This is a genomic window from Alphaproteobacteria bacterium (assembly GCA_024244705.1).
GTDB lineage: Bacteria > Pseudomonadota > Alphaproteobacteria > JAAEOK01 > JAAEOK01 > JAAEOK01.
Genome location: JAAEOK010000082.1, coordinates 1 through 24,056, shown reverse-complemented (window position 1 = coordinate 24,056; position 24,056 = coordinate 1). Strand labels below are relative to the sequence as shown.

The window sequence follows — 24,056 nt, the reverse complement described above, 5'->3', positions numbered from 1 at the left end:
CGGTGGCTTTCACAAATGACGACTGCGATCCCTCTAATAAACGAGCCGACCGGTTCCGACAAGGCGACGGCCGTGATCCGGCGCCCGCCTGCTATCGAATTCTGCTGCCCGGCCTGGCGGCGGCGATCGTTCGCCCCTTGCGGGCTTCGCGGTAGAAAACGAACAATCCACTGCCGATGATCAGGGAGATGCCGACGAACGCCCAGCCGTCGGGCAGGTCGCCCCAGATCATGAACCCCCAGAATATTGCCATCGGCAGCGCCACGTACTCGAACGGCGCGATGACGTTGGCCTCGGCGATCCGGTAGGCCTGAGACAGCATGTAGGCGCCGATGGCGATCAAGAGGCCGTTCAGCGACAGCAACAGGAAGTGGCCGGTGTCGGGCCATGACCAGGCGCGCAACAGGAATTCGACGCTTGCGTGCCCGCCGCTCGCGTAGCGGCCGTCGCCGACGACGAGGCCGATGGCGATGCTCGCGGTGAAGAAGCAGATCTGAATGTAGAAGGACAAGGTCGAGGCGCGATCGGTGACACCGAGGCGGCGTGTTGTCATCTGCATCGCGGCGTAGGCAAGGGCGGCGGCCACCGGCAGCAGGGTGGCGAATTCGAACACGTCATCGGCGGGGCGCACGATGATGATGACACCGACCAAGCCCGTGACGACGGCCAGCCATCGCTTGATGCCGACATGCTCGCCGAGGATCGGAACCGACAACGCGGTGATGAACAGGGGGGCGACGAAGAATATCGCCACCGCTTCGGCCAGTGGTATCGCCGCCAGGCCAAGAAAAAAGGTCAGGTTGGCGATAACCAGCAAGAACCCGCGCAGCAGATGCAGGCCCAGGCGTCGCGTCTTGAGCACATGGATGCCGCCTTCGAAATAGGCGAAGACGACGGTCAGGCCGATGGCGATGGTTGCCCGCCACAAGACGATTTCGTGCAGTGGAAAGCTGGGGCTCAGAAACTTGATGATCGAATCCTGCAGCGACAAAACGATGGTCGCCACGAGAACGCACAATATACCCTGGACCGGGGCCTTCGATTGGACGGCGACGGTCATATCGCGTCGGCACCTCTCCGGTGGCGGATGGTCCATGCGCGGACGCCGCCCATGCCTCTCTTCAATCGGATATCGCGACCGCGGTCAATGGCGCGGTGAGGGTGTCACCTATGCGCTCCAGTCGCGGCTTATGGTAAAATGGTGACCGCGGACGGTTCGAGTTCGCGCGGTCACACCATGAGATAGGCCGCGCGCACCTCTTCGTCGGCGGCGAGCTCCGCCATCGTGCCCTGATAGCGAATGTGGCCCGATTCGATGATCACCGCGCGATCGGCGACGAGGCCGGCGAAATGCAGGTTCTGTTCGGACAGCAGCACGGTCATGCCCTCCGATTTGAGCTCGCGCACCGTGCTCGCCATTTGCTCGATGATCACCGGCGCCAGCCCTTCCGACGGCTCGTCGAGCAGGATCGCCCGCGGGTTTCCCATCAGCGTGCGCGCGATGGTCAGCATCTGCTGTTCGCCGCCGGACATCGCCCGCGCCGACCGCCCACGCATTTCGGCGAGGTTGGGGAACAGGTCGAAGAGCTGCTCGACGGTCCAGGCCGGCGCGTCGGCGCGCGGCGGCTGGCGCGCCACTTCGAGGTTTTCGTCGACCGTGAGGTCGGTGAAAATGCGCCGTTCCTCGGGCACGTAACCGAGGCCGAGCCGGCTGATCTCGAACGACCGCCGGCCGCTTATTCGCGTGCCGTCGAAATGGATCTCGCCGCGCGCGGGCCTAACCAATCCCATGATGCTCTTGAGCGTCGTCGTCTTGCCGGCGCCATTGCGGCCGAGCAGCGCGACGACCTCGCCGGCGGCGACGTCCAGGGAAACATCGACCAATATCTGGGCGCGGCCGTAGAAGGTGTCGATTCCAGCGACGCTAAGCATTGCCGAATTCCGCGGCGGCGCCGAACATGCTGCCGGCGCCGAGATAGATCTCCTGCACCATCGGATTCTCGCGCACCGCCTCGGGCGTGCCCTCGGCGATCACCTCGCCGCGGTTGAGGACGATGATCCGATCGGCATTGGCGAACACGACGTCCATGTCGTGTTCGGTGAACAGCACGCTGATGTCGCGCTGATTGACGATTTGCGCGGTCAGCTGCATCAATGCGATGCGCTCCTTCGGCGCCATACCGGCGGTCGGTTCGTCCATCAGCAGCAACCGCGGATCGTGGGCCAATGCCACCGCCAACTCGACCCGCTTGAGGTCGCCATAGGCCAACACGCCGCACTGCCGAGCGGCCTGGTCCGCCATGCCGACCGCGTCGAGAAGGGCCAATGCCTCGTCGCGGTACATCCGTGTCGCCAGCGGCCACAAGGCACGAATCCGCCGGTGGTGGGACAGCAATGCCACTTGCACGTTTTCGGCCACCGTCATCGAGCCGAAAGTAGCGGTGATCTGAAAGGTGCGGCCGATCCCGAGGCGCCAGATCTCGCGCGGCGCCAGGCCGACGAGCTCGTGTTCGTCGAAGCGGACCGAACCGGTGTCGGGATGGAGTTGGCCGTTGACGCAGTTGAAGCATGTCGTCTTGCCGGCGCCGTTGGGGCCGATCATGGCCAGGAGTTCGCCGGCACCGAGGGTGAACCCGATGCCGTTGAGCGCCTTGACGCCGCCGAAGGATTTGTGCAGGTCGCTGACAGCGAGCTCGGTCATGGCGCCCGCTCGCGTCCTGTCAGCCGGGCGAACAAGGCGCCGGTCGAACCGACGATGCCCTTGGGCATGGCGACGCAGATGGCGATGATGATGATGCCGAATATGGCACGCCAGAACTCGAACGTCGCCAGCCGGTCCTCCAGGACGACAAATGTGAGGGCGCCGACCAGGGGTCCGATGAGGGTCTGCACGCCGCCGATCAGGACCATCATGAGGGCGTCGATCGAGCGCGGAATATCGACCGTGGTCGGGTCGACGATCCCTTTGGAAAACGCATAGAGTCCGCCCGCCAGGCCGGCGAAAACACCGGCGATGACGAAGGCGAGCCATTTCTGGCCGCGGAAGTTGATGCCGATCGATTCCACTCGGAGCGGCGAATCGCGGCCGGCGCGGACCGAGTAGCCGAAGGGCGAGAACAGCATCCGCCACAGCGCCAACACGCCGCCGGTAGAGATGATCAGGGTCAAATAATAGAAAGTCATGCGACCGCTCGCCCAACCCGCCGGCCACACCCCGACCATGCCGTCTTCGCCGCCGGTGATCTCGCTCGATTGAAAGATGATCGACCACACGATCTGGGCGAAGGCGAGGCTGAGCATCGCCATATAGACCCCGGACAGGCGGACGCAGAACCAGCCGAAGATAAGCGCGCCCAGGCCGGCGACCGCGGGCGCGAGGAAGACCGCCAGCTCCATCGGCGTCGAGCCGTAGATCAGGAACACCGCCGCGCCATAGGCGCCGAGCCCGAAATAGGCGGCGTGGCCGAACGAGACCATGCCGCCATTGCCCATGATGAAGTGAAGGCTGGCGGCGAACAGCGCGAAGATGAAGACCTCCGTCATCAGCACCAGGTAGAAGGGCTGCACGATGGCCGGCAGCGCCAGCAACAGAACGAAAACGCCGGCCAGCAACCACCGCGTCAGCCGGCCCGGCAGCCGGCCCAGCGTCTCGTCATCGTATTGTTCGCCGCCGGCCTCGCTCTCCGGTTTGCCGAGCAGGCCCCAGGGCCGGATGACGAGCACCGCGACCATGACGAGGAACATCAGAACCAGGGTGATCTTGGGAAAGACCAGGATGCCGAAGGCGTTGAGCTCGCTGATGATGACGGCGGCGAGAAAGGCACCGAGGATGCTTCCCATGCCACCGACCACGACGACGACGAAAACGGTCGCGATGATCGCCAAATCCATGTGGTGGCTGACCGATGATCGCGGCAGTTGCAATGCGCCGCCAAGGCCGGCGAGCACCGAGCCGAGGAAGAAGACGGCGGTGAACAGCATGACCTGGTTGATGCCGAGCGCTCCCAGCATCTCCCGGTCCTCGGTGGCGGCGCGGACCAGGGCGCCCCAGCGGGTGCGGTGGAAGAGGAGCCACAGGGCGCCGAGGACGACGAAGCCGAGGACGATCATGACGAGGTCGTATTCGGGCAACTTGGTGCCGAAGATGTCGACCGCGCCATCGAAGCCCGGCGCCCGCGGGCCGAGCTTGTCCTCGGGTCCCCAAATGAAGAGCGCGACATCCTTGACCAGCAGCACGACACCGAAGGTGGCGACCAGCTGGAAAAGCTCCGGCGACTGATAGATTCGGCGCAGAATCGTCACTTCCATGACGACGCCGACGACGCCGACGATCAGGGCCGACACGATCACGCCGCCCCAAAACCCGAGCGGTCCGGAGGGCAGGGTAGTGACCAGCGAATAGGCGATGAAGGCGCCCAGCATGTAGAACGAGCCGTGGGCGAAATTCACCACCCGTGTGACGCCGAAAATGATCGACAGCCCCGAGGCGACCAGGAACAAGGAAGAGGCGCTCGCCAGACCGGTCAGGAACTGGACAAGGTAAAAGCTCACCGGTCCCCCAATGCAAAGCCGTGCAGGAAAAACGGCGTGGCGCTATCGGTGGGCGCCACGCCGCCAGTCGGAGTGCGCTAGTTCGAGCCCCTCATCTCCGCGATTTCGTCGTCGCTGGGGAAGTAGGCCGGCCCGCTCTCGTAGCTCCAGTCGACCATCATCGGCCGTCCGTCCTTGACCGCGGTGCGGCCGACCCAGGTGCCCATCGTCGACTGGTGGTCGTTGGCCCGGAAGGTGATCGGCCCGACGATCGAATCGAAGGTCAGACCTTCCATGGCGTCGATAACCGCCTCCTGTTCGACAACGCCGGCGGCTTCGATCGCCGCCTTGACCGCATACATCGAGACATAGCCGACGAGGCTCCCCATCCGCGGCGTCTCATTGTACTTGGCCTGATAATCTTCGATGAATTTCTTGTGCTCGGGATCGGTGATCGCATACCAGGGATAGCCGGTGACGATCCAGTTCTTGGGCGCTTCTTCGCCCATCGGGTCGATATATTCCGGCTCACCGGTCAACAGCCCGACGACGGTGAGGTCGTCGGTCAACAGGCCGCGCAGTTCGGCTTCGCGGACGAAGGCCGCCAGGTCGCGGCTGAACAGCGCGCTATAGATACCGTCGGGCTTGGCCTGGGCCAAGGCCTGAACGGTGGCGCCGGGATCGATCTTGAACAGCGCCGGCCATTGTTCCTCGACGAATTCGACGTCCGGCCGCTTCTCCATCATGACCTTCTTGAAGGCGGCAACCGCGTCCTGGCCGAACTTGTAGTTCGGCGCCACGATTGCCCAGCGCTTGGCCGGCAGCTTCGCCGCCTCTTCGGCCAGCATCGCCGACTGGATATAGGTGCTCGGCCGTAGCCGGAAGGTATAGCGATGACCCTGCTTCCACACGATGTCATCGCTCATCGGCTCGGTCGCGAGGAACAATTTCTCCTTCTGTTTCGAATAGTTGGTGACGGCGACGCCGATGTGGGAAAAGAAGGTCCCAACCAGTATGTCGACCCCCTCCTTGGTCACCAATTCCTCGGCGATCTTGACCGCGTTGCCGGGCTTGCCGCCGTCATCGCGGGCGATCACCTCCAGCGGACGGCCGAGTACGCCGCCGCTCGCATTGATCTCCTCGACCGCCATTTCCCAGCCCTTCTTGTAGGGCTGCGTGAAATCGGCGAGGGCGGTGTAGCTGTTGATTTCGCCGATCTTGATCGGATCGGCGGCCTGGCTCTTGGCGCCAAGAGCACCCACTGCCGCAACCAGCGCGACCGCCCCGACCATTGCTGTAAACTTGCGCATTCCTCAGTCCTCCCTGCCTGTGATGGCTCGGCATTTTCTGTGCCCGGCGGATGATAGCACCACCGGCGCATGGGCGAAAACCCAACATTGATTGATTAATCAATTAACGTCGATAACAATAGCGGCGAAGGACCGCCCGCGGGCCCACCCGTCGACCGGAGTGGCGTCGCGTCGGGACGGCCCAGCGACAGAGGTGCAGGGAGGATGACAGGATGCAAGTATCCCCGGAGATCATGTTCGACCCCGCGACCTATGCCAAATCGCGGCTGCCGGTCACCGAGGCGGAAACGCTGCCGGCGTGGTGTTACACGTCGGAGGATTATCATCGTGCCGAAATTAAAAACCTGTTCATGAAGGTGTGGAATTTCTTCGGCCGAGTCGACCGTATTCCGGAACCAGGCGACTTCTTCACGGTGACCTTTGTCGGCGTGCCGATCATAATCGTGCGCGGCAAGGATGGCCGGGTGCGTGCGCTTGCCAATACGTGCCGGCACCGCGGCGCGATGGTGATGAGCGGCGAGGGCAATTGCCGTTCGTTCGTCTGCCCCTATCACGGCTGGTCCTACGACCTCGACGGGCGGCTCAAGGGGGCCGGCGGCATGGACCAAACCGAAGACTTCCGGCTCGAGGACAACGGGCTCATCGAATTGCGCCTCGAAACCTGGGGCGGCTTCATCTTCGTCAACTTCGACCACGACGCCGGGCCGCTGCTCGACTATCTCGGCGATTTTCCGGAGACCATGGCGTCCTACGGTTGCGAAAACCTGGTCTGCACCCGGCGCAAGATCCATGAGGTCGACTGCAACTGGAAGATCCACATCGAGAACGCGATGGAGGATTATCACATCCCCATGGTCCACAAGGCCTCGATCAGCGCCAAGAAGATCGAACACTGGAACGAGCCGGCCAAGGGCAATTGGTTCAATATGCGAGAACGCCACGACCGGACGACCCGGGCGTTGCTCGAAGAGGACCGCGCCCACGAATTGCCGCATATCAAGTCGCTCGAAGGGCATGCCGCGGAGGGAACCAATTTCGTCTGCCTCAATCCGTCGACGATGCTCGGCATGACGCTCGACCTCGTGTTCAAGAACATCGAGCGCTTCGTCGCCGGCAAGCCGCTCTTGAACCGCGTCGATCCGAAGCTCGAATATTAGGGCGCATGTTCGAGAACGGCGCCAGCATGGCGTATCGGGCCTCTGCGTCGGCAGGTGAACCGGACGCGACATCCACCCCCACGATATGTCGAGGACTAGCCGCGAACGAATAGGCTAAGCCGATTTGTTGGATGTCGGCAGGTCGCGCCAGGCCCAGGCGAGCGATGCGATCGAAATTGCGGCGCATATCATCAAGACGTAAGCGGGTGAGAGATCGCCCGCGCCGCGGTGTACCAAATAGCTCGCAACCAAAGGCGCGGTTCCGCCCAGAATGGCGAAGGCGACATTGTAAGAGACCGAGAAGCCGCTCATGCGCACGGCGGGCGGGAACAGAAGCGCCATGGTCGTTGCGAACAGCCCGCCATAGGGTGCCAGGATCAGTACGAAGCCGAACTGGCCAAGAAACGCCAGCACCGGATTGCCATGGTCGACAAGCCAAAACAGCGGCCACGCAAGGACCAGCCCCGCGATCGCCGTCGACAGCAGCACCCGCCCGAACCCGAAGCGATCTCCGAGCAGGCCGCCGGCCACTGAGAGCGCCGCATAGATGACCATATTGATAGAGTTGATGTCGAAGGCATCGGCCGCGGGGTCGCCGACAACACTGGTCAAATAGGTCGTCAGATAAACGAAGATCAGATAGAAGCCGCCGGCGAAAAAAGCGGCAATTCCAATTGCTTGAATCATCTGCCGGCCATGCTTGGTCACCGCTTGGCGTAGCGGTCCTGTGTACCAGGGGGCGCCGGTATCTTTCGGTTGATAGCCCTCCGACAGGCCATGGCGCCGGATCACATAGCCACATACGGCGATGACGGAGCCGCAGAGGAACGGAATTCTCCAGCCTCAATCTGCGACCGCCGGCGGGCTGAGCAGGCCGGTGACCAATGATCCGGCCGCCGAACCAAGCAGGAACCCAATGCCGACGCCGAGATAGGATCAACTGCCGGCCAGGCCGCGACGGCCGCTCGGCGCGCCTTCGACCATGAACGTGATCGAACCGGTCATCTCTCCGCCGACCGAAAGCCCTTGCAAGAGCCGCAGGATAATCAGGATGGCCGGGGCCCAGAAGCCGATAGCTTCGTAGGTCGGCATCAGCCCAATGAGGGTGGTTGGGCCAGCCATCGCAAGAACGGAAACGATCAGTACGCGGCGCCGGCCCACGCGGTCGCCGAGGTTTCCGAACAGGATCGAGCCACCGGGGCGCGCGAGGAAACCAATCGCAAAAACACCGAAAGCGGAGATTACCGAGACCGCCGGATCCTCGTTGGGAAAGAACTGGCGGCCGATAATGGCGGCGAAATAGCCATAGATGGCAAAGTCGTACCATTCCAGCGCGTTGCCGATCATGCTGGCCACACGGGCGCGGCCGCTTATCGTCGTTACGCTCGAGGCCTCCATGCCACTACTCCCACCGTCCGGTGTCGGCCGGGCATTCGCTCCGAATCCGCAGCTAATCGCATGTTAGCATGCGTATCCATTCACAGTACAACCGAGCGACCGTCCGCGCCCGGTGATCCCGCGCCGACGCATCGTGGTAGGCATCAAGGACGCTTCATACAGGCGCTGGCCCGATCTGCCAATCGCGGCCGCGGTCATATTGCCCGGCATGGTGCCGGCTATCTCCAGGATCATCTTGCGCCGCAGGGCGGTGGCGAAGTCGGCCCGATCCTCGGCCGCGATGACGAACGCGCCCGGTCCGGCGATCACTTCGGCCTCGTAATTCTCGACCAGATAGGGCCGCCCCGAAGCCCCGACGGGCCCGCCCTCGAGGATCGCCAGCGCGTTGATGGTAATGCCGGCGGCGGCGGCCAGCTCGCGCGCGACGAGCGCCGGGACGACGCTGCGGTTGTCCGGGTTGTCGCCGGAGACGTCGATGACGGCGCGAAACGCCTCGCACGGGCAGTGTTCGATCAGCGCCGCACCGTGGACGATCGCATCGCCGATCGCGTTGTAGCTCTGCAGCGAACGGCCGGCGCCGCGCACCGCGGCGGCGAACATCTCGGCGGATGGCCGGTCCTCGACGATATGCCAGCCGACCACGGTCTCGGCCATCGCCGGCCCGCCCCATTCGACATAGGCGATGGCCAGGCGCTGGAACGGTCCGCTGACGATCGCCGACAGCACCAGCGGATCGGTGATGGCACCGGCGATGCCGTCCTTCTGTAGATCGAATTCGGCGGCATCGATGCTGCCCGAGGCGTCAACCGCGAGCACCAAAGCGACATCGACCGGGACCGGCGATTGGGCGCGCGCCGGCCCGGCGAGCGCGACCACGGCGATTGCGGCGGCCAACGGGCGAACGAGCGCGACCATGGCAGGCGTCCCCGGCGGGTAAGGGAGCCACTATACAAGGCGGGCCGACGGCGGCCTACCGCCCACCGGGTGGACGCGCGCGCCGGGTCAGGCGGAGCGGAGATGATCCGTTTTATCGGATTTGACGCGGTCGCCGGCGTACCAATTGAGCTGTCGTTCGACCCGCGCCGCGCCGCCGACGGTTTTCAGCGCCTCCAGCGGCGTTTCGCCCTGGAGCAAGGCGTTGGGCGCCTTGAGCCAAGTCTCGGCGCGTTCGACGTCGCGAAAGACGTGAACCGCGCGGACAATCAGCCGGGCATTTTCTTTGACGAGCATGGGCGTTCCTCCGTGTTGATGGATGCAGCCACGATACCCACCCATCGCGACGTCAACTTGTCGGTTCCGTTGAATCTCCGTGACTTTTTTCCGAACCAACCGCAGACGTTGCGAATGCGGTGCCGGCCCGTCTCGAATATGCCGCGGTCTGGTCGCCGGGCGGCCGAGCCGCCGTTGTCTCCGCGCACTTAAGAGTCGGGGGTCTCGTAGCGCCTGAAAATTTCCGACAGTTGGGCGTCGGGGATGGCATCGGCGGCGAATGTGAACGTGCCCGCTTCGGCCATTTCCCGGGCTGCGTCGCGAACCACGGCCATCGCCGCGCGGGCCAGCGACCCGCCGATGCTGATGCGTTTGACGCCGAGATCCTCGAGCTCGCGAGCCGACAGGGCGACGCCGGCGAGGCCCATGACCACATTGACCGGCCCGTCGACCTCGCGAACCAGGGCGGCGATGGTGTCCTTGTCCTTGGTCCCCGGCGCGTAGAGGCAATCCGCTCCGGCCTCGCGATAGAGGTTGAGGCGGCGGACCGATTCGGCGAAGGGGTCGGGGTGGCTAACGAGATAGCATTCGGCGCGCGCGGTCAGCGTGTAAGGAATGCCCGTGTCGTCCGCGGCCGCCCGCGCGGCGCGGATGCGATCGGCCGCGTGCTCGGCGTCGTAGAGCGGTGACGCCGGGTCACCGGTATGGTCCTCGATGCCGCCGCCGACCATGCCGTGGGCGACCGATTGACGGATCGTCTCGGCGACCGCTTCCGGCGAGTCGCCGTAGCCCGCCTCGAGGTCGCCGTTGACCGGCACATCGACGGCGGCGGCGATGTGGCCGAACGCCTCCAACATCTCCTCACCCGGCACGCGGTATTCGTACTCGGGGACACCGCGGCCGTAGGTGACACCGGCGCTGGTCGTCCCCAGCGCCTCGAATCCGCCCGCCGCGAGGATGCGCGCGCTGCCCGCGTTCCAGGCGTTGGGCATGATAAAGGCGCCGTCGCCGTGATGGAGGTCATGAAACCGTCTTGCCTTGGCCTGCAGGTCGTCGTCCACGGCTTGCTCCATTAACGTTGTTTGGCAATGCGCCCATCGATGGTTAAGAGCGATAGAACAAAAATAGAACAAACAGCCGCCGTGTGCAACACGCGCCGCCTGGTCGATTGGTGGTAAAGTGGATGAAGCGCAATTGAGGTTGCGGTCGAATCGATGCGGACGCTCACGTTCTTGGTTGCCATGGCGACGGCCCTAACCGTTCCGCTGGCGGGCGCCGGCGCGTTCGAGGCCGGCGATGTGATGCGGCTTCGTTCGACCGGAAACTGTTCGGAATGCCGGCTCGCCGGGGCCGAACTCGCGGGTATCGAATTGGAACGGGTCAATCCCGATCAGGCCAATCTGAAGGGCGCCTTTCTCTACCGGGCCGATCTGAGCCGGGCCGACCTGTCGCGAGCCGAATTGCCGGAGGCTATCCTGCTTGGCGCCGACCTCTACAAGGCCGATCTCAGGCAGGCCAATTTGCGCGGCGCCGATCTTCGCGGCGCCAATCTCATCGCCACCGACCTACGTGGCGCGGACCTTTCCGGGGCTACCCTGTACCAGTATCAAATCGACCTCGCCTGTGGCGACGCCGCGACCCGACTACCGGAAGGGCGCCAAGTTCCCGAGTGCTGACCTAGTTGCCCTTCCTCGACTTGAAAGGCCAATGAGCCGATCTAGTTAACCGTGACAATCGTCGCGAGCGTGGATCCCAGGGGGGTTTGGTCTCCACGGCCGAGCCGGCGTTGATTTTGGCGCCGGGCTGTGCTTGCTACGTCGAGCCGACGGCGTATGCCGCGTATGCGCCGCCGAACCTAAGCTTGTAGAGGGTCAGCACCGACGATGCCAATCAAGATCCCGGATGACTTGCCGGCGCGCCGCGTGCTTGAGGGAGAGGGCGTCGAGATCATCGACAGCCACCAAGCGCTGCGGCAGGACATCCGACCGCTGCGGATCCTTTTGCTCAATCTGATGCCGAAGAAGGTCCAGACAGAAATCCAGTTGGCGCGATTGCTGTCGCATACGCCGCTGCAGGTCGATTTGACGCTGCTGACGACGTCGACCTATACGCCGAGCAACATCAGCCCAAGCCATCTGAAGACGTTTTACAAGACTCACCGGGAAGTCATGGATGAGAAGTTCGACGGCCTGGTGATTACCGGCGCGCCGGTCGAGCGCATGGCGTTCGAGGATGTCGATTATTGGGCCGAGCTACGCGGTATTTTCGAGTGGTCGCGGCGCAACGTGACCCGCAGCCTGAACATCTGCTGGGGTGCCCAGGCCGCGCTCTACCACGAATTCGGTATCCCCAAATTCGAGCTGCCGCAGAAGGCCTTCGGCGTGTTCGAGCAGGACGTGGTCGCGCAGGGAAGGCGGACGCTGTTGGGTTTTCCCGAGCGGTTTCCGATGCCCGTGTCGCGCCACACGGAAACCCGACGCGCCGATGTCGAAGCCCACGCCAAGCTCGCCATCCTCATCGAATCCGCCGATTCCGGCGTCGCCGTCATCGAGCACAACGAACGCGGCGACCTCTACGTTTTCAATCATTTCGAATACGATTTGGACACGCTGCGCCAGGAATACCAACGCGACGTCGAGGCGGGGATGGATATCCAGCTTCCGGCCAATTACTTCCCCAACGACGACCCGGCGGCCGAACCGAGAAACATATGGCGACCTTACGGTTATCTCATATTCGGCAATTGGATCAGCGCTTTGTATCAGGACACCCCGTTCGACATCGAGGCCATCGGCGCCGGCGGCTGAATGCGGGCCGCCGAATCGACGCCGTGCATTCGCGGTGATCTTTTCCGGAACCGGCGTCGAATCATGAACTTTTGCGCGACGCGCCGACGCATCCTCTTGTATACTTCGTCGATCGGGGAAAGCAGGTAAGGGAGCCGGCCTTGTCTATCCGGAAAGGGATGTTTGTAGCCATCTGCGCCGCCGCGGGCGCCGGATTGGCGAGTGGTGTCGCGTTGGCCTGTACGCCGACCAACGACGGGGGTGCCGAGTGCATATCCGCCGGGGGCGGGCGAGTCGTCGCGATCGAAGACAACGTCGTGCGCGAGCTCTCGTTTTCCAATATTTGCGAGACCGACCTGATCGTGACTTACGAATGGGCCGGCGACTTCATCAGCAGAAAGTCCGTGCCGGCGGGCGGGAGCGCCAAGATCCGCTGCAATGGAGCGGTCTGTACCGGCGAAATCACCTGGGGCGCGGTTTGCGAGGGCGAAACCGGCGCGGGCAAGATCGCCGCATTATCGGTAACCGGTCCGGCGGTGGCGCTCGAGCAGTTGGATGCCGAGGAGGAAACGGAGTCGGCCCAGCAGGCGGCGGCGCCCGAGACGCCGGCAAGCCAGGAACAACCGGCCGCGGCGCCGGCGCCTGAAGTCTCTGAACCGGCACCCGAAGTCGCCGAGGCGGCGCCCGAAGTCGCTGATCCGGCGCCCGAAGTCGCTGATCCGGCGCCCGAAGTCGCCGAGGCGGCGCCCGAAGCTGCGGCACCGCCGGAGCCGACGGCCAGCCCGCCCGAGGCATTGCCCGCGGTTGCCGAGGCGGCCGATGAAGCGCCATGGGAGGAGGGCTCGACGGAGGCCGCCGACAGCGCCGAAACGACCGCGGAAGCCGCCGCCGAGAAGCCACCGGTAGTCGCCGAGGCGCCCCCGCAGCCGGCCATTACCCCCACTCTGAGGCCGTCGGCAGAAGAAAGAATCGTATTCGAGCAAGAGCTCGCGGCCGAGCCGACGGCGGAAGCGATCTCGCCCCCGGCGCCGGTCGAAGAAGTGCAGGTGGCCGCGGTTCCGAAGCCAGCGGTTCCGAAGACGGTAGAATTGGACATTCCGACGCAGAAGATCCAACGGTCGCCGGTCAAGGACGGCGCGACACCGACAGGGATCAGCGAGCCGGAGCTCGACAAGCTACTGATCGGACGATGGCGGGCCAACGGCAAGGCGGACCTCGAATGCGAGGTCCAGTCGACGTCGGGAACGATATCCATCAAAGAGCGGCAGGCGCCTTTCTTCTATGTCGGCAACGCGGTCGTCGAGACCGAGGTCGACGTCAAGGATGGCTGTCAGCTCAAGACCGGCTGGCCTAATGCGTGGACCTATGAGAGCGATATATCGCTGTCCGTTCATGGCGACGATATCCGGATCGTTTGGCACAAGGTCACCGAGCGCAACCCGGGTGGCACCTCTCACTATGCGCTGAAGGACGGCAAACTGGTCGCCATCGGCGAGCGCAGTCGCGCGGACGGCATGTTCGAAGAGGTGCTGAGCCGGCGCTAGCGCCGTGTCCGCAAATACTCAAGACGGCATGTAAGCGCCGCCGTTGATCGGTAGGATGACACCGTTGAGATAGGCGGCGCGCACGGGGTCGGCGAGGAACCGAACCGCGTCGACGACATCGTCCATCGTCCCCAACCGACGGAGCGGATTCGAGTCGATCAGGCGCTGCCGTTGGCCCTCGGAAAATTGGCTGCCCATTTCGCCTTCTAGAACGCCGGGGGCGACGGCGTTGCAGCAAATGCCGAATCTTGCACCCTCGAGGGCATAGGATTTGGTCAGCGCGTGGACGCCGGCCTTGGAGGCGCCATAGGCCGGGTGGACACCGGTGCCGCCGACATGACCGGATAGCGATCCGACATTGACGATTCTGCCGCCGCCGGCCTCCCCGAGAATGCCGAGCGCGGCCGCGCAACCATGAAAGGTTCCGGTCAGGTTGACCGCGATGATGCGCTCCCAGACGGTGGGGTCGGCGTCGCGGATCCGTGCCGGCGCGAAGATGCCGGCACAGTTGATCCACGTGCAGAGCCGCGTCCCGCCGCCTGCGCGCCGCGCGAGATCGTTGACCGCATCGCGATCGGTGACGTCGGTCTCGATCGCGACAATCGATTCCGCCGCGGCAACGGGGCGAATATCGGCGCCATAAACGACGAACCCCTCGGCGGCGTAGCTGGCGGCCAGAGCGCCGCCCAGATCGCCCGCGGCGCCGGTGATGACGACCCCCCTAGGTTGTTCGTCTTGGCCCATGTCACGCCTCCGTTCCGTCGCGTCCGATTTTGCACCGAGTTTGAACGATTGGCGCAATAATGATAGTGACGCTTTCGATCGGTGATTTGGCGAGAGCAAGAATGGAACCGGCGAATCCACAATCTCTGGGCCTGCTGCGCGATAGTTTGAACGAGGCGCAAACGACTGTGCGTGCTTACGATACGAAGTCGCAGATCGTTGGGATTGGATACATCTTCGCGTTGGGAATTATCGGCAATATCGACGACTCGATCCCCAAATCCTCCGACGGAGTGCTTATCGGCATCCTAATCGCCTGGGGCATCGTCATTCTGCCAATACTGCTGTTCGGCTAGGTCCTATACCCGTCGCGAAAAAAGGCGCCGAAACTCGCCAATGAGCAAACCGCGAATTTGCAGCACATCCTTTATGTCGACCCGAAAAAATATGGCAGCGTCGAGGAAATTCGGGACTGTGCGGATCGCTGCGACCCGATCAATGAGGTCGCTTTCGAACTGCTCAAGGTGTCGAAACTGCGCGAGTTGAAGAGACGACGGTTCCTCCGCGCCCTGTTCGCCGCGGGAATCTGCTTTGCAGTGATTTTTGCGTCCGAACTGGTGCGAACGCTGTGAGAATTTCCGGGTCAGGTTTTGGCTACCGCTCGTAGTGGCGCGTTATTCTGATGGCTGGCGCGGTTGCCGGCTGCGCGGCGGTGGCATTCGTCAACGAGATGGGCGCCTTCGTCTTCCCCGACTACGTCGTGCCGGCCGATGCGGCGGCCATCCCGAACACTCTCGATTGCGGCGACGTCATCACCATCTACGCGGCGAACGTGGAAATCGTAGGAAACTGCCGCGGGTTTGCGGGGCGCAGGATTTCGGCAACCGGGTCTGCGCGGTCGCCGCCGGCGAGGCCGGAGCGGCCGCCCGCCGACCGCAATGCCCGACCCATTGCCCGAAGCGGACGGAAGAGATCTATCGCGGCTGGGATTGCAAGCGCGATGCGACCTTCAACACACTCGACGCGCGTTGTGCCGTCGAGCTCTCCGTGCGTTGCCCGGTGGAGGGATAGACACGGCGCGCGCGAACTGGAAACCCAGGTCGGAGGCGGGCAGGCCTTCACAATGTGAGACAGGTTGCCTCGCCGGGAATTCGACTATCCGGCGGGCTGGCCGTCGGCAGGGCGCTCGATGGTGAACCAGGCGATGACCAAGACCACCATCGCGAGGGCGCCCGAGGTCAGGAAGAGGACGCGATAATCGCCAGTCATCGTAAACAGCGTGCCGCAGACCGCCATGCCGATGGTGCCGCCGAGCAATTGGGCAGTTCAGATTGATCCCACCCGCCTCGCCGTGCTCCGACGCCGGAACGGTTGCCATGACCGCTCGCCGCGTCGGCACGTAGAGCATCGGCATGGTGCAACCCCATACGATCAAAGGCACCACAAGCAAGCCATAGCTTTCTGCCGAGACGGCAAAGGCGATACCGAACAAGGACAGCGCGAAGAGAAATCCGCCGACCAGCACCGGCCGGCGCGCGCCGAAACGGTCGCTGAGCCGGCCGGCGACAATGGGGGCGAAGGGCAGCGCTAACACCCCCGGCAGCAAAGCGAGCCCCGCGTTCAGCGGGCTCATTCCGAGCACGTGCTGGAGATAGATGGCGATGAAGACGACGACGGCAATCTGGCCGAACTGCCCGGCAAAGATCGCCAGGTTGGCACCGCTGAAAGTGGCGTTGCGGAACAGCCGGACTTCGATCAGTGGCGCCGACTTGCGCGCCTCGATGGCGACGAAGGCGGCGAGCAGAACGGTACCGCCGACCAGCGCCGCCAGGGTCGCCGGCGCCGACCAGCCCCAGTCGCCGCCCTGCATGAGCCCGAGCACGATGGCGACCAGCCCGAAAACGAGTGTGACCAGGCCGGCGTAGTCGAAACGCGCCGCGCCGGTGGCGCGAGTCGCCCCGGCCCAGCCCGTCCACACGATCACGACGACCGCGGCCGCCACCGGCAGGTTGATCCAGAAAATCCAGCGCCACGACAGAACGTCGATCATGAAGCCGCCGGCCAACGGCCCCAGCGCCATGAAAGTGCCGCCGCAGGCGACGTGGATGCCGAACGCCAGGCCGCGCTGCTCCGGCGGAAAGACCTTGGTCAGCATGGCCACCGAGGTCGGGAAAATGATCGCGGCACCGATGCCCTGAATGGCACGCGCGGTGATCAGCCAGGCGCCGTTCTGGGCGAAGCCGCAAGCCATGGACGAAAACCCGAAAATCATCACGCCGGCGACGAAGAAGGACCTGATATCGACCATGTCGCCGGTCTTCCCCGACGCCGCGGCGAGCCCGGTGAAAACCACCAAATAGGCGCTGATGATCCAGTGGGAGGCGACCACGGTCATGGCCAGGTCTTGCCGAATGGTCGGCAGCGCGACGCCGACGATCGTCTCGTCGAGCACGACCAGCCCCAGGGAGCCGCCCATCGCGGCCAAGATCCACCACTTGCGGTTTGTGTCGTTGATCACCGGCCATCCTCGGCGGGTTGCAACTTGGGTGCCGCTAGGTTCATCGAGTTTCCCCGCTCGCGCGTCCGAAGGCAAGCGCACGAGGTCCGGGACCAGTCGCGTGGCCGCCATGGCGCTCTGGCCGTTCGACAGATTTGGCCGAATTCACTAGGCTGAACGGCAACCGAGAATAGGACAGAGGTCGGCGGCCATGTCGCAGGACAAGATCGAAAGAAAGCTGGCGGCGATCCTGGTCGCCGACGTGGTCGGCTATAGCCGCCTCATGGGCGAGGATGAAACCGGCACGCTGCATGCCTTGCAGAGTCACCGCTATGGGTTGATCGATCCAACCATCGGTCAATACCAAGGTCGTATCGTCAAGCTCATGGGCGATGGAATCCTGGTCGAATTTCGAAGCGTTGTCGATGCGGTCGAGTGCGCCGTCGCAATTCAGAAAGGTATGGTCGGGCGCAATGCGGAGATGCCCGAAGACCAGCAAATCAGGTTCCGTATCGGTATCAATCTCGGCGATGTGCTGATCGAGGGCGACGACATCTATGGCGATGGGGTCAATGTCGCCGCCCGTCTCCAGGAATTGGCCGAACCGAACGGCGTGTGCGTCTCAAGTCTTGTGTTCACCCACGTCGACGGCGAGATCGAGCACCCGTTCACCGATTTGGGCGCCCATCAGGTGAAGAATATCGCCAAGCCGATCCGCGCCTATCACTACAGCGCGGGGTCCTCGAAATCGTCGCCAAAGGTCGCCTTCCGACCTTTCATCGACATGCCCGCCGAGACAACAATTCGCATCGCCGGCGGATGCCTATGCGGCACGGTTCGTTACGAGATCACCGAGCCGGAGTTGGGCTCGATGTTTTGCCACTGTCGGATGTGCCAAAAATTCACCGGCGCGCCGATCGTCGCGGGCACGACGTTTCTTACGGAATCGGTTCGGTTCATCGCGGGCGAACCCAAATTTTATCAATCCTCGAAAATCGCCGAGCGGGGTTTTTGCGCTGATTGCGGGACCGGTTTGGTGTACCGGGGATTGGTCGGGCAGTGGACGAAGTGGACCATGATCTTCACCGCCAGCCTGGACGACCCGAAGGGCTATGCGCCGACCTACCATTTGGGTGTCGAAAGTGCGATGCCGTGGCTCGAGGTGCATGACGGCCTGCCGCGCACACGCTGCGAAGATTCTCCCAGTCTGGTTGAGGCCTATAAGACCGTAGATCAACCGGTGCCCTGAAGAACCGGCTTCGACGGTGCGGGCGGCTGCGGACCGCGCGCCGCGGTACACGCAAACCCGGCCCATCTTTGGTATCGTGAGTCATTGGGTCACCCTGCCGGTCGTTGGCGAATCGCCGAGCAGCAAGGGTGGCGGAAACAGTAAACGCAGGAGACGGTCATGACCCACCCGATGGAAGAAGCCACGATCGCCGCCAGCGAGAGGTGGCGAAATTTCTTCAATAGCGGCGATGCGGCCGGCTGTGCCTCTTGCTATGAGGAGGACGCCGTCATGGTCGCGACGCCGTTCGGCACGTTCACCGGGCGGGCGGAAATCGAGGCTTTCTGGACGAAGTTGGTCGAAGACGGGTTTTCCGATGTCGCCTATATCGACCCCAATATCGACGTGATCGACGACGAGTCCGCCGTCCTCTCCTCCAAATGGAACATGAACAAGGCGCATGGCGAAATCACGCGAGAGTTGTGGGTGCTGCAGTCCGACAGAACCGTGCGCCTCCGGGAGGACCATTTCGAGGCGCTTGGATGATCGACTGTCTTCGGCCTTCGACCCACAATGGAAGTCGGTCACTAGGACGCGGATGCCGAAGTGGTCGGCTGGCGGCAGAGCCCCAATAGCCAAATTCCCCATATAGCAAAGCGATCTCGCGAGGTACTCGGATTGGCCCGTGTTTGGGGTTCAAATTCTATTTTTTGACGGTTTGCGCTTGATGAGAAATCATCAGCCAACGATCGCCGTCCTCCTCAAAGACATTCGTGACAAGGGCTTCGAATTCTAGAGGCTCGCCGCCGCCCTTACGCAGCAGGACAACGCTTTCGGTGCCCACGACCGAAGCCAGCTTCTCGCCGACCTGAATGTGAGCGATCGACAACGGAGAAACATCAATTTGCGAGAACAAATCGAATGTGGCCGGCCAATACTCGGTCACAGCATTCGCGTATCCGACGGCTATCGTCTCAGCCGTTGGACCGATATTGGTGACATACGGCTTGTTTGCCCATACCGCCTCCATCGCTTTGGCGTCCTTCGCGGAAAGCGCCGTATAGAAAGCTTGGTGCGCGGCCTTGATCGCCTCGATATCGGAAGGTTGTTGTGTACTTGCGCTTCCGGCAAACAGCGTCAATCCCATTACGCACGAAGCTGCGATCGTTAGAACGGCACGTCGGTTCATCCTGATTCCTCTTTCGTTATTGCAGTCGTATTTGGCCGGCAAGATAGCCTGCCCCCATCGTACATGCTTTTGGAAGGTAACATTTGGAGAATGTCCGCTGTTGGTCATCTCGCGCAATACGACAAGGGGCCGGATAGCGTCGGCATATAGCGGCAAAACGGATAAGCACGTTCGGAACGACAGCTATTCGACGCCGAAAAGGTCGGCGCCGAACGGCCGCATTCGTTGCCACATCACTCGGTCCCGTCCGGGATCGCTTGGCCACTGTCGCGCAGCGCCGCCGCCTCGTGGAAGCCCTCGCGTTCGGCCAAGCGCTTGAACGCCATACCCTCCCGCGTGTGACGGGAGACGCCGTCGAACAAGGTGGTTCGCTTTGACTCTAATTTGTCTGCTTTGGCCCGGACCAGATATTCCTGATGGGATCGTTCAAAGTCCGTTCCCGACCTTAGGTGGACATTGGACTGAATCCAATACGTGGCGGTTCAATCTAGATTCAACAGTGAATAGTCGATGGTCAAAACGACCGACTTCTCTGTTAGAATACTGGATGTTTGCAATGGCAAGCCGATAATAGCCGATCGTAGGTCGAAAGAGGTTGATGGACTATACACGCAGGGTTCTGGTTGATGCCTGAAGCCAAACTTCGCCAAATCCAAGCATTGAAGGTCCGCCAGTGGTTGCCTGGTTGGAATAAGATTGACTTTGATCCCACTGAATACCGTACCAAACCGCCTCCGCACTTTTACATATTTTCGTTGCCAGCCCGAGAGCTACGAAGCTTGTCCGGGATCGTCCGTCGCCAGGCTAAGAACGCCCAGCCTCGTACCGCTGACCTTGGCATCCAGCGTCAACATGACCCTGGACGGTCAGAAGAAATCAGCCGGTTTGTGGAATACGGCTACCCTTGGTCGACACTAAGCAAGACAAAGCGTCTAAGTGTAGAGTTTAACGACCTAAGAAAACCCGGATGGCTGCCGACAGCGGTGGTTTTAAATATTCTGGTCAAGGGCAGTGAACGCGGCGGAGCGATGATCGAAAATCGCGACCTGGCTGTAATGTTAGACGCTGATGGTATCTGCACGCTACAGCTTCCCTACGCGAAGTGGACTGCGGACTGGTCGCCGACCAAGTTGCCGCCTTTCGAAGTGATCGATGGCCAGCACCGACTTTGGGCCTTCGACAACAGCTCGCAGATCGCCGGCTTTGAACTCCCCGTTGTGGCCTTTGTTGGCCTGGATATTAGTTGGCAGGCCTATCTTTTCTGGACCATCAACATCAAACCTAAGCGGATTAACGCCAGCTTGGCGTTCGACCTCTATCCGTTGCTTCGCAGCGAAGACTGGCTCGACCGAGCTGAGGGACACGCTATCTACCGAGAGACCCGGGCACAGGAACTGACAGAGATCCTCTGGTCACATCCTTCGAGCCCTTGGTATGATCGTATCAATATGCTCGGCGAGCGCCAAATTCCTTGGGTTTCGCAGAGCGCCTGGGTCAAGTCACTTATCGCCACATTCGTTCGACCCTGGGAGGGCCGAGCAGGCAAAGCTGGCGGTCTCTTTGGTGGACGCTCAAAGCGTGTCGGCGAGGTGTTGGGCTGGAGTAGAGCCCAACAGTCCGCGTTCCTGATCTTCATTTGGAACATTTTTAAGACCGCCGTCCAAGCATCAACGGCGGATTGGGCCGAAAAGTTGCGGCAACGCCCAGAGAAGAGAACATTCAAGGACGATTTAGCCTTTTACGGTCCGTTCTCGCTGATTGCGACCGATCAGGGCGTGCGCGGCTACCTCCAGGTTGTGAACGACCTTTGCTACATCCGGGCGACTGTGCTGAAACTAAACAATTGGATTCCGAATGAACGCGCGCCCTCTGACCCGGTCAAGTCCGTTGAGGGCCATCTGAAGACTCTTGAAAAGCAGGATTTCGCTCCTTTCCTCAAATCAGTCGGCCAGTCGCTCGCCGGTTTCGACTGGCGGACGAGCTCGGCGCCAGAGTTAGAGGAACAAGATCGCCGGGCGAAGCTCGTTTTCAGGGGAAGCAGTGGATACAAAGAGCTTCGTACACAGCTCCTGGAACACTTAGCTAAAGGCAAAGGTGAGGTGGCTGACGCAGCTAAACATTTTGTAGACGAGGAGCGGACATGACGCTCCCCGTTGCAGATCAAACGCCAATCGCGGCACTTTCGCGGTCGGACATACAGGATACATTCGCCGGTCTGAAACGGTTCGTGAGAGATTCCCGGTGGATCGGAAAAACCAATCGATATGCAAAAAGCGTCGTCGAGAGGCTGAAAAGAGACCACCCACTCACTCAACGGCAGAAGAGAAATTTGGCCCAATATATCGCGGCCAGCGCGGTGCTCCACGCCAATGATGCATGGGGATACGTGGGGCGCACGGTCGCGTGTCTAATGACCGGCGACGCTCACCGGGCTCTGCACTTGGCCTACTACGCAGAACTGCGAGCTGGTATGTCGCTGCTCGCGGGAGCTGGTATTGGGGTCTTCAATCACAGGCACTTTATTGTCAGCGACGTCAATGCGACGGCCCGCCTCACCACGAATTTGGGCACTCACCAAATAGCTTGGGCGGCCTTGAAATATTGGAGTCAACAACCTTCGTCTGGTGCGTTGTTTGCGAGGCTTGTTCGGCCGGAAGGCCATACCCTCGACGATTGGTTTCTACCAGTTGGTGGTAGCCAAACTCTGGCGCCCCAAGCTCAAGACTGGTTCCAACAGTGGGGTATGGATCTAAATCTTGCGACAAGAGATCGGGACGCAAGAAACGAGTCTAGTTATCGGCCTGATGGTATTCCGTCCACGTGGACGATTACTCCAACCGCCAGGCTTGGTTTTGTGCAAGACCTCTGGGCGGCACTTGAGCCGAGCATCCCATCAAGTTTTGAGGAGATTGACCGACACATCCTGCGGTACGCCTTGGAACGGCACTTCGCCGGTTCAACAGGCACAATCGCCGACCGCGGCAATCGAGAGTTCGTTCGATTGGTAGACCAGATACTTGCCGCCCGAGGACTATCTCAGTCGGCTGCAAAACGTTGGCGTGATTTCCTACTGCGGCGCCAGGTCCCAAAAGATCCGACTATCTTCCACTACTCTACTAACGCCCCCATTGGCCAAGCGATAGACGTGTTTTCGGTGACATCCCGAGCGGTCTTGCTTCTTCGGATTGCGACAGGTTCCGCGAACGATTTGCTCCAGAAGGCAGGTTTCCGCGAGAACGAATTGGAATTTTGGTGGAGGCCGATTGGCGAAACGCGGGGACTTTGGGCCATCGAGGTGCCACCCGAAACGTTGAGCGACCTTTGGGCCGACGTGAGAGATGCGATCGACGATATTGCGCGACTTGGTGACGCAGATCCAAGGTCTATGCAGACTGCCACTGGTATCGCTACCAATCTCGGCGACCGGTTCAGCGTCCTTTGCAGCCATGAGCGGGTCGGGCTCTGGGCCCTTTGTCCGGGGTAATCATACTAGACGGCGACTTCCCGGTATCTAATCGTCGACCAGGTCGGTACGTATTCTACCGATTGATTGCCCCAAACTGTCCAATCTTCTCGGCCACCGCGGGCGAAGAGTTCGATGCGAGGCTCAGGGCTGCACTTCTCGACAATGTCATATTGCTCGTCCGGCTTGCGGCTGTGTTCCCGCTTTCGAGCCTCGATCATATTCACTTGACGTCTTCCTGGATCGAAGGTCCGGACGTTCTTGCCACGCGTTCCAAAGAGGAGAAGCTCAGTGACGTTACGGAAATAAAAACCGACGCCCCGACCGTCAGATCCACCGTCTTTCCGAATCTTGTGCCACACGATGTTCGATTTATACTGAAAGCCCCAGGCCGTCATCACACGAAGGCCTTCAGGTAACAATGCGTTTGGCACCCAGAGGTAGAGATGCGCCATTTCGGCTGCCAAACCTGATACGGGCAGTGCGCAAATGTCTTCCAGTGTAAGCGTCGGATAGCGCGATAGTCGACGATGCTCAGGAGCAATCTTGCCAGTTCGATTTTGGAACTGCCATGGCGGGTCGGCGAGGATTGTTCCAAACTTCTGTCCCTGCGTGGCAAGTACCAGATCTGAGCCAGCTGATCGTTCTGCTGCTTTCATACTCATGCGCGTACTCTCTTGAAGCGAAATTCAAAGTGTTCTTCTTATAGCATAGGATTGACCGTTCAGTATCCGCCGCAGTGGGTTGCGCCGACAAATTCAAAGTCGACCATTTGAAAAGCGGCTGGCGACTATTGCCGGACTCCCAGTCGCGTTAGCGGTAGGTCTGTTTTGCCCCTGACAGCAGATATTGCCCGGCGATTGCTGCTTTCGGCGGTCTCGTCACTAATACCAAGTCTCTGTGAGTGGGACTCATATAGGGGCTTTCCGGAACGGTGTTTTTCTGATTCAAGATGGCAAACGGATGGAGGTTTGCCATGGGTTCTCCGGTTTCACTTCGAGACGATTTTGGTGCGGCCGGAC

General features: G+C 61.8%; 24 protein-coding genes and 1 pseudogene. 10 read left to right on the top strand and 15 right to left on the bottom strand.

The features are described from left to right. Positions 1-91: 91 nt before the first annotated feature. The 5 genes from GY791_15375 to GY791_15355 form a co-directional block, all read right to left on the bottom strand. A complete protein-coding gene (locus GY791_15375; protein ID MCP4329807.1) occupies positions 92-1,060 on the bottom strand; it encodes a DMT family transporter in 969 nt (322 codons plus the stop codon). A gap of 170 nt (positions 1,061-1,230) precedes the next feature. Then, a complete protein-coding gene (locus GY791_15370) occupies positions 1,231-1,932 on the bottom strand; it encodes an ABC transporter ATP-binding protein (GenBank protein MCP4329806.1) in 702 nt (233 codons plus the stop codon). Continuing rightward, entirely contained in the window at positions 1,925-2,701 is a 777-nt protein-coding gene (locus GY791_15365; protein MCP4329805.1) for an ABC transporter ATP-binding protein, read from the bottom strand. The genes GY791_15370 and GY791_15365 overlap by 8 nt, the downstream gene beginning before the upstream one ends. Next, entirely contained in the window at positions 2,698-4,551 is a 1,854-nt protein-coding gene (locus GY791_15360; protein ID MCP4329804.1) for an ABC transporter permease, read from the bottom strand. The genes GY791_15365 and GY791_15360 overlap by 4 nt, the downstream gene beginning before the upstream one ends. Before the next feature lie 77 nt (positions 4,552-4,628). Beyond that, positions 4,629-5,840 carry an ABC transporter substrate-binding protein gene (locus tag GY791_15355; GenBank protein MCP4329803.1) on the bottom strand — a complete coding sequence of 404 codons (1,212 nt, stop codon included), beginning with the start codon at positions 5,838-5,840 and terminating at the stop codon, positions 4,629-4,631. 212 nt (positions 5,841-6,052) lie between these two features. On the opposite strand from GY791_15355, the gene GY791_15350 reads away from it, so the two are divergent. Next, positions 6,053-6,997, top strand: coding sequence for a Rieske 2Fe-2S domain-containing protein (locus GY791_15350; GenBank protein MCP4329802.1), 945 nt, complete (start codon positions 6,053-6,055; stop codon positions 6,995-6,997). Between the two features lie 114 nt (positions 6,998-7,111). Here the strand turns inward: GY791_15350 and GY791_15345 are convergent, their stop codons facing one another. The 5 genes from GY791_15345 to GY791_15325 all read right to left on the bottom strand — a co-directional run bounded on the left by GY791_15345 (position 7,112) and on the right by GY791_15325 (position 10,677). Beyond that, positions 7,112-7,684: a hypothetical protein gene (locus tag GY791_15345; GenBank protein MCP4329801.1), complete on the bottom strand. Its 573-nt coding sequence runs from the start codon at positions 7,682-7,684 to the stop codon at positions 7,112-7,114. Positions 7,685-7,933: 249 nt separating this feature from the next. Beyond that, on the bottom strand, positions 7,934-8,395 hold the full coding sequence (locus GY791_15340; protein MCP4329800.1) for an MHS family MFS transporter: 462 nt from the start codon (positions 8,393-8,395) through the stop codon (positions 7,934-7,936). Positions 8,396-8,458: 63 nt separating this feature from the next. Then, entirely contained in the window at positions 8,459-9,310 is an 852-nt protein-coding gene (locus GY791_15335; GenBank protein MCP4329799.1) for a DUF1194 domain-containing protein, read from the bottom strand. An 87-nt stretch (positions 9,311-9,397) separates the two neighbouring features. Further along, positions 9,398-9,625, bottom strand: a complete 228-nt coding sequence (locus tag GY791_15330) for a DUF2384 domain-containing protein (GenBank protein MCP4329798.1) — start codon at positions 9,623-9,625, stop codon at positions 9,398-9,400. 188 nt (positions 9,626-9,813) lie between these two features. Continuing rightward, entirely contained in the window at positions 9,814-10,677 is an 864-nt protein-coding gene (locus tag GY791_15325) for an isocitrate lyase/phosphoenolpyruvate mutase family protein (protein ID MCP4329797.1), read from the bottom strand. A 141-nt stretch (positions 10,678-10,818) separates the two neighbouring features. On the opposite strand from GY791_15325, the gene GY791_15320 reads away from it, so the two are divergent. The 3 genes from GY791_15320 to GY791_15310 all read left to right on the top strand — a co-directional run bounded on the left by GY791_15320 (position 10,819) and on the right by GY791_15310 (position 13,934). Further along, positions 10,819-11,280, top strand: coding sequence for a pentapeptide repeat-containing protein (locus GY791_15320; GenBank protein MCP4329796.1), 462 nt, complete (start codon positions 10,819-10,821; stop codon positions 11,278-11,280). Between the two features lie 207 nt (positions 11,281-11,487). Further along, on the top strand, positions 11,488-12,411 hold the full coding sequence (locus tag GY791_15315; GenBank protein MCP4329795.1) for a homoserine O-succinyltransferase: 924 nt from the start codon (positions 11,488-11,490) through the stop codon (positions 12,409-12,411). Between the two features lie 158 nt (positions 12,412-12,569). After that, complete coding sequence (locus GY791_15310) at positions 12,570-13,934, top strand: hypothetical protein (protein MCP4329794.1); 1,365 nt, start codon at positions 12,570-12,572, stop codon at positions 13,932-13,934. A gap of 18 nt (positions 13,935-13,952) precedes the next feature. On the opposite strand, the gene GY791_15305 is transcribed toward GY791_15310, so the two are convergent. Next, positions 13,953-14,678, bottom strand: coding sequence for an SDR family oxidoreductase (locus tag GY791_15305; protein MCP4329793.1), 726 nt, complete (start codon positions 14,676-14,678; stop codon positions 13,953-13,955). A gap of 101 nt (positions 14,679-14,779) precedes the next feature. On the opposite strand from GY791_15305, the gene GY791_15300 reads away from it, so the two are divergent. Beyond that, entirely contained in the window at positions 14,780-15,013 is a 234-nt protein-coding gene (locus tag GY791_15300; protein ID MCP4329792.1) for a hypothetical protein, read from the top strand. A gap of 57 nt (positions 15,014-15,070) precedes the next feature. Beyond that, positions 15,071-15,289: a hypothetical protein gene (locus tag GY791_15295; protein MCP4329791.1), complete on the top strand. Its 219-nt coding sequence runs from the start codon at positions 15,071-15,073 to the stop codon at positions 15,287-15,289. 377 nt (positions 15,290-15,666) lie between these two features. Here GY791_15295 and GY791_15290 read toward each other — a convergent pair whose 3' ends face one another. Then, on the bottom strand, positions 15,667-17,175 hold the full coding sequence (locus GY791_15290; GenBank protein ID MCP4329790.1) for an MFS transporter: 1,509 nt from the start codon (positions 17,173-17,175) through the stop codon (positions 15,667-15,669). Between the two features lie 190 nt (positions 17,176-17,365). On the opposite strand from GY791_15290, the gene GY791_15285 reads away from it, so the two are divergent. Both GY791_15285 and GY791_15280 read left to right on the top strand, forming a co-directional pair. Then, complete coding sequence (locus GY791_15285) at positions 17,366-18,403, top strand: hypothetical protein (GenBank protein ID MCP4329789.1); 1,038 nt, start codon at positions 17,366-17,368, stop codon at positions 18,401-18,403. Positions 18,404-18,562: 159 nt separating this feature from the next. Beyond that, entirely contained in the window at positions 18,563-18,928 is a 366-nt protein-coding gene (locus GY791_15280) for a DUF4440 domain-containing protein (protein MCP4329788.1), read from the top strand. Positions 18,929-19,085: 157 nt separating this feature from the next. Here the strand turns inward: GY791_15280 and GY791_15275 are convergent, their stop codons facing one another. Together GY791_15275 and GY791_15270 are read right to left on the bottom strand one after the other, a co-directional pair. Beyond that, a complete protein-coding gene (locus GY791_15275; protein ID MCP4329787.1) occupies positions 19,086-19,571 on the bottom strand; it encodes a nuclear transport factor 2 family protein in 486 nt (161 codons plus the stop codon). Positions 19,572-19,804: 233 nt separating this feature from the next. Further along, positions 19,805-19,936 (bottom strand): annotated as a pseudogene (locus GY791_15270) (enoyl-CoA hydratase). Positions 19,937-20,197: 261 nt separating this feature from the next. On the opposite strand from GY791_15270, the gene GY791_15265 reads away from it, so the two are divergent. After that, positions 20,198-21,715 (top strand): DGQHR domain-containing protein, encoded by a 1,518-nt coding sequence (locus GY791_15265; protein ID MCP4329786.1) that lies wholly within the window; start codon positions 20,198-20,200, stop codon positions 21,713-21,715. Continuing rightward, positions 21,712-23,055: a hypothetical protein gene (locus GY791_15260; protein MCP4329785.1), complete on the top strand. Its 1,344-nt coding sequence runs from the start codon at positions 21,712-21,714 to the stop codon at positions 23,053-23,055. Before GY791_15265 ends, GY791_15260 begins: the two co-directional genes overlap by 4 nt. Positions 23,056-23,060: 5 nt before the next feature. On the opposite strand, the gene GY791_15255 is transcribed toward GY791_15260, so the two are convergent. After that, the gene (locus GY791_15255; protein MCP4329784.1) at positions 23,061-23,699 is read right to left on the bottom strand and encodes an S-adenosylmethionine-binding protein; all 639 of its coding nucleotides are present in this window, start codon (positions 23,697-23,699) and stop codon (positions 23,061-23,063) included. Positions 23,700-24,056: the final 357 nt, after the last annotated feature.

Coding starts and splice junctions, on each gene's coding strand:
- GY791_15375 (MCP4329807.1), bottom strand. CDS start 1,060: ATGACCGTCGCCGTCCAATCGAAGGCCCCGGTCCAGGGTATATTGTGC.
- GY791_15370 (MCP4329806.1), bottom strand. CDS start 1,932: ATGCTTAGCGTCGCTGGAATCGACACCTTCTACGGCCGCGCCCAGATA.
- GY791_15365 (MCP4329805.1), bottom strand. CDS start 2,701: ATGACCGAGCTCGCTGTCAGCGACCTGCACAAATCCTTCGGCGGCGTC.
- GY791_15355 (MCP4329803.1), bottom strand. CDS start 5,840: ATGCGCAAGTTTACAGCAATGGTCGGGGCGGTCGCGCTGGTTGCGGCA.
- GY791_15350 (MCP4329802.1), top strand. CDS start 6,053: ATGCAAGTATCCCCGGAGATCATGTTCGACCCCGCGACCTATGCCAAA.
- GY791_15345 (MCP4329801.1), bottom strand. CDS start 7,684: ATGATTCAAGCAATTGGAATTGCCGCTTTTTTCGCCGGCGGCTTCTAT.
- GY791_15340 (MCP4329800.1), bottom strand. CDS start 8,395: ATGGAGGCCTCGAGCGTAACGACGATAAGCGGCCGCGCCCGTGTGGCC.
- GY791_15335 (MCP4329799.1), bottom strand. CDS start 9,310: ATGGTCGCGCTCGTTCGCCCGTTGGCCGCCGCAATCGCCGTGGTCGCG.
- GY791_15330 (MCP4329798.1), bottom strand. CDS start 9,625: ATGCTCGTCAAAGAAAATGCCCGGCTGATTGTCCGCGCGGTTCACGTC.
- GY791_15325 (MCP4329797.1), bottom strand. CDS start 10,677: ATGGAGCAAGCCGTGGACGACGACCTGCAGGCCAAGGCAAGACGGTTT.
- GY791_15320 (MCP4329796.1), top strand. CDS start 10,819: ATGCGGACGCTCACGTTCTTGGTTGCCATGGCGACGGCCCTAACCGTT.
- GY791_15315 (MCP4329795.1), top strand. CDS start 11,488: ATGCCAATCAAGATCCCGGATGACTTGCCGGCGCGCCGCGTGCTTGAG.
- GY791_15310 (MCP4329794.1), top strand. CDS start 12,570: ATGTTTGTAGCCATCTGCGCCGCCGCGGGCGCCGGATTGGCGAGTGGT.
- GY791_15305 (MCP4329793.1), bottom strand. CDS start 14,678: ATGGGCCAAGACGAACAACCTAGGGGGGTCGTCATCACCGGCGCCGCG.
- GY791_15300 (MCP4329792.1), top strand. CDS start 14,780: ATGGAACCGGCGAATCCACAATCTCTGGGCCTGCTGCGCGATAGTTTG.
- GY791_15285 (MCP4329789.1), top strand. CDS start 17,366: ATGTCGCAGGACAAGATCGAAAGAAAGCTGGCGGCGATCCTGGTCGCC.
- GY791_15280 (MCP4329788.1), top strand. CDS start 18,563: ATGACCCACCCGATGGAAGAAGCCACGATCGCCGCCAGCGAGAGGTGG.
- GY791_15275 (MCP4329787.1), bottom strand. CDS start 19,571: ATGAACCGACGTGCCGTTCTAACGATCGCAGCTTCGTGCGTAATGGGA.
- GY791_15265 (MCP4329786.1), top strand. CDS start 20,198: ATGCCTGAAGCCAAACTTCGCCAAATCCAAGCATTGAAGGTCCGCCAG.
- GY791_15260 (MCP4329785.1), top strand. CDS start 21,712: ATGACGCTCCCCGTTGCAGATCAAACGCCAATCGCGGCACTTTCGCGG.
- GY791_15255 (MCP4329784.1), bottom strand. CDS start 23,699: ATGAGTATGAAAGCAGCAGAACGATCAGCTGGCTCAGATCTGGTACTT.